The sequence below is a fragment of the Hyphomonas sp. KY3 genome, assembly GCF_017309975.1.
In the GTDB taxonomy this organism is placed as follows: Bacteria; Pseudomonadota; Alphaproteobacteria; order Caulobacterales; family Hyphomonadaceae; genus Hyphomonas.
Map to the genome: position 1 here is coordinate 3,487,518 of NZ_CP022271.1, position 12,149 is coordinate 3,499,666.

At 58.4% G+C, this 12,149-nt stretch carries 11 protein-coding genes and 1 tRNA gene; 10 read left to right on the forward strand and 2 right to left on the reverse strand.

What is annotated here, in order from left to right:
* Positions 1 to 8 precede the first annotated feature (8 nt).
* Positions 9 to 1,331 carry a 3-phosphoshikimate 1-carboxyvinyltransferase gene (gene aroA / locus CFA77_RS16810; protein ID WP_206991664.1) on the reverse strand — a complete coding sequence of 441 codons (1,323 nt, stop codon included), beginning with the start codon at positions 1,329 to 1,331 and terminating at the stop codon, positions 9 to 11.
* A 118-nt stretch (positions 1,332 to 1,449) separates the two neighbouring features.
* Here aroA and CFA77_RS16815 point away from each other — a divergent pair, with 118 nt between their 5' ends.
* The 7 genes from CFA77_RS16815 to CFA77_RS16845 all read left to right on the forward strand — a co-directional run bounded on the left by CFA77_RS16815 (position 1,450) and on the right by CFA77_RS16845 (position 7,187).
* On the forward strand, positions 1,450 to 1,965 hold the full coding sequence (locus CFA77_RS16815) for a TIGR02300 family protein (RefSeq protein WP_206991665.1): 516 nt from the start codon (positions 1,450 to 1,452) through the stop codon (positions 1,963 to 1,965).
* Positions 1,966 to 2,011: 46 nt separating this feature from the next.
* Positions 2,012 to 2,087: transfer RNA gene (locus CFA77_RS16820), tRNA-Ala, on the forward strand.
* Between the two features lie 222 nt (positions 2,088 to 2,309).
* A complete protein-coding gene (locus CFA77_RS16825) occupies positions 2,310 to 2,549 on the forward strand; it encodes a DUF1150 family protein (protein ID WP_206991666.1) in 240 nt (79 codons plus the stop codon).
* 78 nt (positions 2,550 to 2,627) lie between these two features.
* Positions 2,628 to 3,866, forward strand: a complete 1,239-nt coding sequence (locus CFA77_RS16830) for a parallel beta-helix domain-containing protein (RefSeq protein WP_242517425.1) — start codon at positions 2,628 to 2,630, stop codon at positions 3,864 to 3,866.
* An 11-nt stretch (positions 3,867 to 3,877) separates the two neighbouring features.
* Positions 3,878 to 4,927 carry an SO2930 family diheme c-type cytochrome gene (locus CFA77_RS16835; protein ID WP_206991667.1) on the forward strand — a complete coding sequence of 350 codons (1,050 nt, stop codon included), beginning with the start codon at positions 3,878 to 3,880 and terminating at the stop codon, positions 4,925 to 4,927.
* 70 nt (positions 4,928 to 4,997) lie between these two features.
* Positions 4,998 to 6,224, forward strand: a complete 1,227-nt coding sequence (locus tag CFA77_RS16840; RefSeq protein WP_206991668.1) for a threonine ammonia-lyase — start codon at positions 4,998 to 5,000, stop codon at positions 6,222 to 6,224.
* An 81-nt stretch (positions 6,225 to 6,305) separates the two neighbouring features.
* The gene (locus CFA77_RS16845) at positions 6,306 to 7,187 is read left to right on the forward strand and encodes an FKBP-type peptidyl-prolyl cis-trans isomerase (RefSeq protein WP_206991669.1); all 882 of its coding nucleotides are present in this window, start codon (positions 6,306 to 6,308) and stop codon (positions 7,185 to 7,187) included.
* On the opposite strand, the gene CFA77_RS16850 is transcribed toward CFA77_RS16845, so the two are convergent.
* Entirely contained in the window at positions 7,184 to 8,785 is a 1,602-nt protein-coding gene (locus CFA77_RS16850) for a caspase domain-containing protein (protein ID WP_206991670.1), read from the reverse strand. The genes CFA77_RS16845 and CFA77_RS16850 overlap by 4 nt on opposite strands.
* Before the next feature lie 151 nt (positions 8,786 to 8,936).
* On the opposite strand from CFA77_RS16850, the gene cysQ reads away from it, so the two are divergent.
* From cysQ to CFA77_RS16865, 3 genes are all read left to right on the forward strand, one after another.
* Positions 8,937 to 9,728: a 3'(2'),5'-bisphosphate nucleotidase CysQ gene (cysQ, locus tag CFA77_RS16855; RefSeq protein ID WP_371822995.1), complete on the forward strand. Its 792-nt coding sequence runs from the start codon at positions 8,937 to 8,939 to the stop codon at positions 9,726 to 9,728.
* A 59-nt stretch (positions 9,729 to 9,787) separates the two neighbouring features.
* Complete coding sequence (gene glmM, locus CFA77_RS16860; RefSeq protein WP_206991672.1) at positions 9,788 to 11,128, forward strand: phosphoglucosamine mutase; 1,341 nt, start codon at positions 9,788 to 9,790, stop codon at positions 11,126 to 11,128.
* Positions 11,129 to 11,243: 115 nt separating this feature from the next.
* A complete protein-coding gene (locus tag CFA77_RS16865) occupies positions 11,244 to 12,149 on the forward strand; it encodes a hypothetical protein (protein ID WP_206991673.1) in 906 nt (301 codons plus the stop codon).

The following is a 12,149-nucleotide window of genomic DNA, read 5'->3' on the forward strand; positions in this document are numbered from 1 at the left end:
TGCGGAAATCAGCCTTCCGATATTTCCGCGCCCAACTCCGCCATATGGCTCAGGAAGTCCGGATAGCTCGTCGCGATCATCGAGATGTCGTCAACGTGCACGGGCTTCTGGGACGCCGTTCCCATGACCAGCGCACTCATCGCGATGCGGTGGTCATGACGGGTCTCGACCAGACCACCTCCCGGAGGCGGGCCGCCGCAACCCTGGACCGCGAACCCGTCCGGGCGTTCCTCGGCCTCAACACCGTTGGCACGCAGCATGGCAACAACGGCACCGATCCGGTCCGACTCCTTGACGCGAAGTTCTTCGGCGCCGGTTACAATTGTCTCGCCGTCCGCAAAGGCCGCCATGACACCCAGGATCGGGAATTCATCGATCATCGAAGGCACAAGGCGTTCCGGCACCGCCTTGCCGGAGAGATGCGCCGACCCTGCATGAATGTTGATCAAACGTTCACCAGCCGCATCCCCCATTTCCTCCGCGCCCAGATGCGCGCCCATCAGATTTGCAACATCATAGAAGCCGGAACGTGTGGGGTTGGACATAATACCCTCAACCATCACATCGCCCAGCGGCGAGAGGATACCGGCCGCGACCAGGAAGGCGGCGGAAGATGGATCGCCCGGAATGGCCGCATCAATGGCCGACAACATCTGTCCACCCGCCAGTGAAACACGGACACCCTCGCTTCCAATCCGCTCAGTGCCAACCTCGACACCGAAGCCGCGCAGCATGCGTTCGGTATGGTCGCGCGTCTGGCGCGCTTCTTCGACAATGGTGGTGCCCTCTGCGTTCAGTCCCGCCAGCATTACGGCCGACTTCACTTGAGCCGACGCAACAGGCGGCACATAAGTGATCGCCTTGAGACTTTCGGTCCCGACAATTGCGAAGGGCAACTGACCGTCCGGCCCGGCCGTGTCGAGACCCCGCATCAGGCGCAAGGGTTTCAGGATACGATTCATGGGGCGTGAGCGCAGGCTCTCGTCCCCGGTCATCTCCACATTGATCGGATAGCCGGACACCAACCCCATCATCAAGCGTGAACCTGTTCCGGAATTGCCAAAATCCAGTACTTTGGTCGGCTGAGTCAGTCCTTTTTCTCCAACACCGGTAACTTCCCAGGCACCCGGCCCCGTTTGTTTTACCGTTGCACCCAGGGCCTCCATTGCCCAGCCCGTGCGGAGCACATCTTCGCCCTCCAGAAGCCCGGTAAACCGGCTCTTTCCTGCCGCGAGCCCCCCGAAGATAAGTGCCCTGTGAGAGCAGGATTTATCACCCGGCGCACGTATAACGCCCTTGAGACTTTTAACGGGTCGGCTGGTCCAGACCATTTCAGGTACATTCCGTGGTTGATTGACGACGTGAAATGGGGCTTTGACAGCGTGCGGCGTTCATGGCAAGCGCCCGGCCATATCAAATTCAGAGAAGACTTAAAGGAGGCTGTCTCCCATGTCGAAAGACAAACTTGGAACCAAACAGGTCTGCCCGTCCTGCGAGGCACGCTTCTACGACCTCAACAAACGTCCGTGCGTCTGCCCAAAGTGCGGCGAGGAGTTTGACCCGGAAGACGAAGTCATCCGCACCACGATCACGAAAGTGAAGGCCAAGGCTGCCAAGGCCGCGGTCAAGACCGAAGATGATGACGAGGATGATGACGACGAGGACGACTCCGCCGCCCGCACCAATGACGATGATGAGGACGAGGATGATGAAGTCGACGAGGAAGTCGCCAAAGAGCTTGGTGGCGACGAAGAAGAAGTGATCCTGGAAGGCGCATCCGAAGACGACGAGGACGGCGACACGCCCACCAAGGTTCCTGCCGGCTTCAACGAGGAGGGTGTCGACGATGATGACGATGACGTCCTGCTGGATGACGACGACGATACCGATTTCGAAATCGACGCAGATGTCGACGATGATGACGACGACGATCTGCCGCTCGATGACGAGGATGATGAAAAATAAACTTGAATCACGGGAGCGGCGGATGTAACTGCGTCGCTTCCGGTTCGGGGCCATAGCTCAGTTGGGAGAGCGCTTGCATGGCATGCAAGAGGTCGTCGGTTCGATTCCGTCTGGCTCCACCATTTCCTTCCTCGCCCGAACCGGGCTCGTGCGGGAAGCCCGTTTTCTGAACCTCGCATGAATATTACGGCTGCAGCAGCACATCATCGTGATGCGATGCCTTCAAGATGCCCCAATGCCGGCCTTGAACGGGAACCTTTATCCCCCACCTTTATTGTGAACAGTGGAACAGATCGTTCCGACGTTCGGCATGTCTGTCTCTTGCGACGGAAAGGATTGGAGCGATGACAACAGAACTGAAAACGAACCCGTTTGAAAACGATGCCTTCGTATATATCCGCCATCTTGATGCCGGAGAGCTTTCAGGGATTCTTCCCGCGAACGCCATCGACCAGATCGACGAACCTGAAGATTTGTTCGTCGTGGCATCTGCCGACGGAGTCCACTTGGCCGTAGTCCAGGGGCGTGAAGCCGCCTTTGCTGCCGCCCGGTCGCACGACCTCAAACCCCTGAGCGTGCACTAGGATACGATTTCAAACTAATACTTGCCTTTCCCTCCCCTTGGATTGAAATTCGATTCAAACCAAGGGGAGGGTTGAACTTTGAAACGCATTATTATGGGCTCTGTGTGTTTGAGTATTGCCGCACTGGCCTCATGCGGCGATTCCGCACCAAAAGATGATGCCGCCCCTGCCGCTGGCATAGTTTCGGCCGAAGGAGATTTTGCCACAAATTTGCAGACAGCCCTCATCGAGGCTGCTTCCGGCAGCACCGTCGAGCTTCCTGAAGGCCACTTCCAACTTGAAACCGGCCTTTCCCTCGACGTGAACGGCATCACGCTTATTGGCGCGGGATCGGACAAGACCATACTCGATTTCTCCGGCCAAACCGGTGCCGGCGAGGGCCTTCTGGTTACATCGGACGATGTCACGCTGGCTGAATTCTCCATTCGCGACACCAAGGGCGACGGCATCAAATCCAAAGGAGCGGACCGGATCACCTATCGTGACCTGATCGTGGAATGGTCTGGCGATCCCGATGAAAGCAATGGCGCATACGGCGTATACCCGGTCGAATCACGAGACGTGCTCATCGAGCGCGTTGTTGTACGCGGTGCATCCGATGCGGGTATCTATGTCGGCCAGTCCAAAAACATCATCGTTCGCAATTCGGTCGCCGAGTACAATGTTGCTGGCATCGAGATAGAAAATTCGATGAATGCGGACGTTTACGGAAATATTGCCCAGCACAATACTGGCGGCATTCTTGTTTTCGATCTGCCTGACCTGCCGCAAACGGGCGGGCACTCAACGCGCATCTTCAACAATCAGATCATCGACAACAACACCCGCAATTTCGCCCCTGCCGGCAATATCGTGGCGGGCGTACCATCCGGAACGGGAGTCATCATCATGGCCAACCGTAACGTGCATGTGTTTTCGAACAATTTTTCAAACAATCGCTCGGCGCACATTCTGATGACAGCCTATCCCGAACCCTTCAGTGACGAAACATACAACCCTGTGCCTCGCGATGTCATACTTGTTGGCAATTCCTATTCTGGCGGCGGCGGCGACCCCCAAGGCATGCTGCAACCCATCGCCGAAGCCATGGGAGGCATCCTGCCGGAAATCGTCAGCGATGGCGTAGTGGCATGGGAAGGCGGCAGTGTTCCGACAACCAACATCTCCATTCAGGAGGATGAGTCTGTTGGCTTCATCGATCTGGGCATTGGCAAGTATCCTGCCGATCCAGCCAGCATCGCCCCATCCAACCAGCGTCCCGACGCTGCGCCAGCGGAGCAACCATTGGCAGTCGTACTGCCACAGGATGAAAATTAGCGGCCGACACGATGATTGCGCGCCTTTTTCTGATTGCCTGCCTGCTGGTGACGGCCTGCGGCGGTTATGATCATACGGCCGCGCCATCCCTCGAAACAATCCTGAGCGACACGCCCGCCCAAACGCTATCAGAATACGGATTGTTTACAGACCGTGCCGCCGAAACGCCCGCAAACCGGGTTTTGGCATATGACCTCGTAAACCCACTCTTTTCCGACCACGCCGTAAAGCATCGCTTTGTTTTCGTGCCCGGCGGCGAACAGGCAATCTACTCGGATACGGATGTCTTCAGCTTTCCTGTCGGTACCGTGCTGGTAAAAACCTTTTCCTTCGCGCCGGACATGCGCACGCCCGACACAGACCGGTACAAGGTGGAGACAAGGCTCCTGATCCACAAGGAAGATGGTTGGGCCGCGTTTCCTTATATCTGGAACGCGTCCGGCACCGAGGCGACCTACGCGCCTGCGGGCAAGCAACGCAATATCGACATGATCGATCCTTCCGGAACGCCTTTGGGCATTCGTTACGCCATACCGAACAAGAACCAGTGCAAGACCTGCCACCAAAGCGGAGATTCGGTTCTACCGATCGGGCCAAAAGCGCGAAACCTGAATCATGACGGGCCGACAGGTTTCAGCCAACTCTCCAACTGGCAGGCTCGCGGCATAATCGATGGTGTTCCGGCTCATCCACCCGTGGTCCCTCCTGTCTGGGAGTCGAGCCTTCCGGTCGAGTCCCGCGCCCGCGCTTATCTGGATATAAACTGCGCCCACTGCCACAAGGCCGATGGATCAGCCTCCAACTCCGGCCTCTGGCTCGGCTGGACCGAAACCGAACCTGTAAAGCTTGGTCTCGGTAAACATCCGACTGCTGCCGGGCGCGGCTCAGGCGGGCGGAGCATGGTCGTAGAGCCGGGTCAGCCCGACCAGTCGATCCTGGTCTTTCGCATGGCCTCTGACGAAGCGGGCATCGCGATGCCGGAACTCGGCCGCAGCGTGATTGATGAAGACGGTCTCTTGCTGGTCCGGGAGTGGATCGAAAGCCTTGACGGGCGGGAGTAGTTCCAGCCTTGCCCTTGCCGGACCGCGAGCATAGGGTGCGCGCGTTTTGCACCCTCAAGAATGGCTCATCATGCCCGACACCCAGACAACAGACCTTCCCTTGACCCTGTCCGATATCGAAGCGGCCGCCAGCCTGCTCGAAGGCCAGATCGTTCACACACCGCTGAACCTGTCTCGGACCCTGTCTCATATTACCGGCGCAGAAGTGTGGGTGAAGTTCGAGAACCAGCAATTCACCGCCGCCTTCAAGGAGCGCGGCGCGCTCAACAAGCTGTCGAAACTGACCGACGACCAGAAGCAACGTGGCGTGATCGCGGCCTCTGCCGGCAACCATTCTCAGGGCGTGGCTTATCACGCGCGACGCCTGGGTATCCCGGCCACCATCGTGATGGCCAAGACCACCCCATTCAGCAAGGTCGAGCATACGCGGAGCCACGGGGCACGCGTTCTGCTGGAGGGGCTGATCTTCGACGAAGCCAAACAGTATGCAATGGAGGTTTGCGAGCGCGACAATCTTACCTTCCTGCACCCTTTTGACGATCCAGACATCATCGCAGGCCAGGGCACGATCGCACTGGAAATGCTGGCAGCCCAACCAGACCTCGACACGCTAGTCGTTCCGATTGGCGGCGGCGGACTGATCAGCGGCATCGCCATTGCGGCAAAGGCCCTGAAACCGGACATCCAGATCATCGGCGTCGAGGCGGCGATGTATCCTTGTATGCACGCCGCGCTTCGTGGCGAAACGCCAAAAACCGGCGGCGCCACGATCGCGGAAGGCATCGCCGTGAAGGAAGCGGGTGAATTGACCCGTCAGATCTGCGCCGAACTGGTCGATGACATCGTTCTCGTTGAAGAAGAACATCTCGAGCGCGCCATCACGCTGTACGCGGAAGTCGAGAAGACCATCGCGGAAGGCGCAGGCGCAGCGGGCCTCGCAGCCCTGATTGCTCATCCCGCCCGCTTTCAAGGCCGCAAGGTCGGTCTGGTGCTCTGCGGCGGCAACATCGACACGCGCCTCCTGTCGTCCGTGCTGACACGCGCCCTGGTCCGTGAACACCGCCTGGCCTCCATCCGGATCATCGGCGACGATCGGCCCGGCCTGCTCGCACTCGTCTCAAAGATTATTGGCGACCAGGGTGCCAACATCATGGAAGTTGCGCACAACCGGATCGCGCTGGATGTGCCCGCCAAGGGAGCCGAATTCGATATCCTGATCGAGACGCGCGACGCGCAGCATACGCAGGAAGTGATCGATGCATTGGCGCAGGCAGGCTATCCTCCGCGTTCACTTTGATCGATATATCAGCCGCCAAGGTGACTTGGAGGCGAGACCTGACTAAACCCGAATGAACATCCCAGCCAACTGGAGAGTCAAATGATCCGGACCACAATCGCCGCCTTTGCGGCCATTCTGCTTGTTGCTTGCGGCGGCACTCCCGACACCACTGACCTGGATGCAACGTTTGAAACCTATCTACCTTGGGACGCCGAGCGCTCTGACGTGGAAACCGGCATGGGCGGTCTGGAATACATCGTATTGAAAGAAGGCCCTGATGGCGGTGCCAGTCCTGTGCCGTCAGACATGGTGCGCGTGCACTATGAAGGCCGCACCGCAAGTGGAGACAAATTCGATTCCTCCTATGATCGCGGCTCACCCTCAATGTTCCGCCTGAATCAGGTCATCCCGGGCTGGACGCAGGGCCTGCAACAGATGACCGAAGGCGACGTCTACCTGTTCTACATTCCGAACGCGCTGGCCTATGGCAATCGCAATCGCGGCGACATCATCAAGGCTGGCGACGATCTCGTCTTCCAGGTTGAACTGGTCGAAGTGATGGAGCCTAAATCCGCCGACGCCGAAGCGTGGGAAAAGTACACACCTTGGAATCCAGAACTGCCGGAAGTTCAGAAAACGGAGTCGGGCCTGCAATACGTCGTGCTGGAGAGCGGAGATGCCGCTGGCGAGAGCCCGGTAAATGGCGAAATGGTCGCTGTCTATTATGAAGGCCGCCTTGTGGAGACCGGCGAGATGTTCGACAGCGCCTTTCAGCGCGGGCAACCGGAAACATTCCCCTCCAATCGCCTGATCCCCGGCTGGGTAGAGGCGCTCGCCATGATGAAGCCGGGTGATCGCTGGTTGATGTATATCCCGTCAGATATCGCCTATGGCGCGCAAGGCACACCGGGCGGTCCAATCCCGCCAAATGCCGACCTGATGTTCGAAGTTGAACTGCTGGACGTCATCAAGAGCAATTAAGGGTACGGGTCGGACGGCGGAGCATACGTGTCCTCCGGCCCCATCTGTGTGGTCTCGTCCTCTGGACGGATATCCGCCCGAAAAAAGATCGGCAGGTCGAGAGACGTCTGGAACCAGGGCCGTTCCGCCCCGTCCGTGCGCGCCTGAACATCCAACGCAACGCGGCGCATGACCGTCTCGATATCAATTCGGTCCTCGGACTGGATTATCCGGGAGAAGGAGCCCGCAAATTCCGAATCCGTCTGCGGGTTCAATCGATGTGTGCCCGGCGCAACCGCATATGCGACGACCACATTGTCCCGACCAAAGTCTTCGTTGAAGCCGGGATCACCGCCCCGGTGGCCCATTCCGTTAAATGGACGTCCGCAATCCGCCAAAACCATAATCGCCTGGGCGGATGAACTTTCCAGACGCGTAACCAGGTCACCAAGTCGAACCGATGACTGTGCCGCCTCGAATTTATTACGCGGCAGTTCGCCTTCCATCATGAGGTAATTGTCCCCCGAAATATCGGTGCCGTATCCCGCAAAATAGACAAGCCCCACGGCAGCCGGCCCGGCAACTCTCAAGCGATCAATGAAAGCATCCACATGACTGAAAAAGTCCGAATACTCAGTGTCGGGAACATACACTGTACTGTACCCGCTGGCTTCCAGCGCGGCGCGAACTTTTTCGCCGTCCGTATGGGTACCAGACAGAGAGAAGGCCTGTGATTCCGCGTATGAATTCGCAATCACCAGGGCTTGCCGGAGCGGCCAGCGTGCTCCACCCGGCGTCATCTCGACCCGGTCCAACTCCCACGAGCCAATCTTGATGTCAGACGACCGCCGTTGCAGCCGCGAAAGATTCATGGGCTCCTGACGCTGAAAAGTCTTTTCCAACACATCGAGACGCACCTGTTCGAACATGTCCCGAACGGTGGTTGCCGGTTTGCTCAGGCGCGTGCTGAGCGCGCTGGCATAAGGGCCATTACCATCATCTGCGCGGCCATCGCTGGCCGTTTCGCCTTCCCAGGTTGCAAAGGACAGGAACATGTTGCGCTCCCCCGCCCCGCCGGCAGTGCGGCGTAATCCTCGGAAGGATTCGCCGCCGCCAAGCGAGCGCTGCGCCTCCGGAAGCTGCAGCACATTTCGACAGGCATCAATCGCCACGACGCTTGGGGCGTCCAGCGCATCCAGTTTCTGCATCAACCAGTCGAGCGACACCGAATCATCCCACAGGGCATCGTCCAGCACGTCGCTTTCTCCGACCGGAATCAAGTAATTGCCTTCGTTCTCCCGCGCGGCCCCGTGACCGGAATAGTAGAAAAAGCCCATCGCATCCGGACCCGCTTCTTTCAGCACGTCCACATAGTCCCGGATCGCAGCCATCATGGTTGAGCGGTTCGCATCGCGGACAATGTCACCTGACACGAGTCGAAAGCCGCAACTTGCAATCCCCTGCGCCACCAACTCCGCATCATTGACCGGGTTTGCCAATGTGCCAATGCCACTGGAATAGGCTGCATTCCCCATGATCAGGGCAATCCGGGGCTTTGCGGGCGTTTCCTGGGTATGCCCCGGCCACGGCATGGCAGCAGCGCCTCCAAGAAGCATCATGTGTCGACGTGAGATCATCTTCACCCTCTTTGACGACCGAGCGCCAAGTTTGCCGATGCGGACCTCCTGCGTCAACGCCGCGGGCATTTTTGGGTTGCTTCAACCCGGAGCGGCTGACAGGAAGGGCCGGAATTTGATCAGGGGACCCTACATAGTGACGATTACTGCGGACCAACTCGGCCGAATTGCCCTCGATGCCGGCAAGCTCATAATGGATATCTATGCGAGCGACTTCGGCGTGGAACACAAAGGCGATGCGTCACCAGTAACTGAAGCCGACCAGCGCGCGGAAGAATTGATCCTGAAAGGTCTCGCTGAGGCAGAACCTGATCTCGCCGTGGTGGCGGAGGAATCCTTCAGTGAAGGCAAAGTGCCCGAACATGGTTATCGGTTTGCGCTGGTTGACCCGCTCGATGGCACCAAGGAATTCGTGAACAAGAATGGCGAATTCACCGTCAATGTGGCGATCATAGAACATGGCCGCCCGGTCATGGGTGTTGTGTATGCGCCAGCCAAGAACCGGCTGTTCATTGCGGAAAGCCACAATTCCGCCTGGCAAGCCACGGCTGAACCCGGCGGCGAGCTTCCAACGGTCCGCAAAGCGCTGAAGATTCGGCCTGCGCCCGAAGTTGGCCTGACCGCTGTGGCGTCCAAATCCCACCGCTCACCTGAAACGAATGAATGGCTCAGCAAGTTCAATGTGGCCGAAACGGTGGGTGCAGGCTCTTCGCTGAAGTTCTGCCTGATAGCAGCAGGAGAAGCTGACCTCTATCCCCGCATGGGTCGCACCATGGAATGGGACACCGCAGCCGGCCATGCTGTTGTGGAAGCTGCGGGTGGCCGCGTCCTGACGGAAGAAAGTACACCCTTGCTCTATGGCAAGACCGGTCGAGGGTACGATAATCCGCATTTCATCGTATATGGCGACGTCACCCCCGCCTGAGGACCGATCTCGATTTTTCTCGTCAGACCTGCCAGAATCGCGGGCGAAGGATTTGGATCATGGCACGACAGTATTTTGGAACCGATGGCATACGCGGGCGCGTGAACACACCGCCCATGACCGCAGAATCCGCTTTGCGGCTTGCGATTGCTGCAGCCCGCACTTTTGCCCCGAATGGCGGTCGTGAAGTCGTCATTGGTCGTGACACACGCCGCTCAGGCCAGATGATTGAAGCAGCCTTGATTGCAGGCCTGAGCAGTATGGGGCTCAAACCCGTGCTGCTGGGCATTGTCCCCACTCCTACCGTCGCCTTGATGACACGCGAGACCGGGGCCGCCCTCGGTCTGATGGTCTCGGCTTCACATAACAAATCAGACGATAACGGGATCAAACTGTTCAGTCCCGCTGGGATCAAGCTTACGGACGCCGAAGAAGAGGCTCTGGAAGCCGCCATGGCATCAGCCTTTGAAGGCGACTTCGCCCCGCCACCCGCCATTTCAACGCCACATCGCATGAAGGGCACAACCACTCTCTACCTGGAACGCTGCCTTGAAACGGTGGGCACGGACATTGATTTCTCTGGCCTGAAGATCGTCCTGGATTGCGCGCATGGCGCGGCTTACGAAGTTGGCCCGGCGGCACTGCGCCAACTGGGCGCCGACGTAACAATCATTGGCGACACGCCCGATGGGCTGAACATAAATGCAGGGGTCGGCTCCACAGCCACCGGCCTGCTGAAGTCTACCGTCACTGAGACGGGTGCGGACATTGGTATCGCCTTCGATGGCGATGCTGACCGCGTTATCGTGATTGATGAGTTGGGTGAAGAAGTGGATGGCGATCAGGTCATGGCGCTCATCGCGGGCGAACTGCATCGCGCCAACCGTCTCAAAGGGGGTGGCATGGTCGCCACAATCATGTCGAACATGGGGCTTGCCGAATATCTTAAGGGACTGGATCTCACCCTCGCCCGTACCAAAGTGGGCGATCGCTATGTCGGCGAACATATGCGCCAACATGGTTTCAATCTGGGCGGCGAACAGTCCGGCCATATCATCCTGTCCGACGTCTCTACCACAGGCGACGGCCTGCTGGCGGCACTTCAGGTGCTGAAGACGCTCGCCTCCAGTGATCTGCCCGCTTCCAGTATCATGCGGGTCTTTGAGCCTGCACCACAGGAATTGGTCAACATTCCCTTCAATGGCTCCAATCCCCTTGAAAGCGCAGGTGTGGGCGATGCCCTGACGCAAGCGGACGAGCTGTTGGGCGAGCGCGGCCGGATGGTTGTACGCAAATCGGGCACGGAACCCCTGATCCGGGTCATGGCTGAGGCCCTGGATGACGAATTGATGCACCGTGCGCTTTCGCTAGTGGTCGCTGCAGTACGGGCCGAAGCCTGAGATACTTCTGACGCGACCTGATCGCGAAGTCTTTGAAGCAACAGGGTTTTTCAGTCTCGATAAGTCTTTGTCAGTATTTTCCCGATATAACCTATGTTGTATCGGGGGACGTATAATGACGTTTGACGCGCGAGGCAGGGAAAAATCATCAGGCGGAAACACGCTTGTTTTCGGAGCGATCACCCTGACCGTTGTGGCAGGCGCATTCTTCGCTGTGCTCAACCTCCCTCATTCAGCGAACCGTGCTGCGCCGGGAAGCGCTCACACACTTGCCCAGGCGCAAGACGCTGCCAGCACAACAGAAATGGAATATCCGGAGTTCTCGGGAAAATCGGCCAAGTCATTCCTGTCCGCCCTCAGCCGCGTCGATCCCGCGGCACGCGCAAGTCTGGATCGGCGGCTCGCCAAAGCCAACGCATACGATCATACAAAAATTGCCATTGAAGAGGCTGGCAAGGTTTTGGCCCGGCACAAGTCAGACCTGGCAAAGGCTGATATGCGCCATGTCGATGACTGGCTGGATATGACCCGGTCACAGCTCAAAAGCGCTTCGCGTTCCAAGCATCGCTGGTGTGCAGGCAGCCGATATCAGGACTTCAACACAGCGTCAGGCCTGTCGGGTCAGATGGCCGCCGCATCCGACCTCGCAGATCTTGGCTCCGAACTGACCGACTATTCTTTTGCGTCAATCAGTATAGCGCTTGTGGCCATCGAAGACGCCCAAACGCGTCCCGTAAAGCACGGCAACTTGACGTCTCGCGATGAAGCGGCACTTCAGGGCGTCGCGATGTCCCTGATGTCGGATCCACAAATTATGCCACTCCTGCTGGCCTCCGGACCGGAAGGACCGTCGAAATCGGCGCTGGCTTCCCTCGATATGTGCCAATTGGGCGCGACCGCCGTAACCGCGCTGAAAACCCTGCCCCAAGGGACCAAGGGCCGCGCATTCGCTGAAATGGTTCGTTCTGCAGATTTCAGCGGCGGAGACCTCAGCCAGTTAAAGAACTTGTCGAGCTTCTAA

Bases quoted from the DNA above. Each gene is read 5' to 3' on its own strand.
- CFA77_RS16865 (WP_206991673.1), top strand. From the start codon at position 11,244: ATGACGTTTGACGCGCGAGGCAGGGAAAAATCATCAGGCGGAAACACG.
- aroA (WP_206991664.1), bottom strand. From the start codon at position 1,331: ATGGTCTGGACCAGCCGACCCGTTAAAAGTCTCAAGGGCGTTATACGT.
- CFA77_RS16825 (WP_206991666.1), top strand. From the start codon at position 2,310: ATGACAACAGAACTGAAAACGAACCCGTTTGAAAACGATGCCTTCGTA.
- glmM (WP_206991672.1), top strand. From the start codon at position 9,788: ATGGCACGACAGTATTTTGGAACCGATGGCATACGCGGGCGCGTGAAC.
- CFA77_RS16840 (WP_206991668.1), top strand. From the start codon at position 4,998: ATGCCCGACACCCAGACAACAGACCTTCCCTTGACCCTGTCCGATATC.
- CFA77_RS16850 (WP_206991670.1), bottom strand. From the start codon at position 8,785: ATGATGCTTCTTGGAGGCGCTGCTGCCATGCCGTGGCCGGGGCATACC.
- CFA77_RS16815 (WP_206991665.1), top strand. From the start codon at position 1,450: ATGTCGAAAGACAAACTTGGAACCAAACAGGTCTGCCCGTCCTGCGAG.
- CFA77_RS16845 (WP_206991669.1), top strand. From the start codon at position 6,306: ATGATCCGGACCACAATCGCCGCCTTTGCGGCCATTCTGCTTGTTGCT.
- CFA77_RS16835 (WP_206991667.1), top strand. From the start codon at position 3,878: ATGATTGCGCGCCTTTTTCTGATTGCCTGCCTGCTGGTGACGGCCTGC.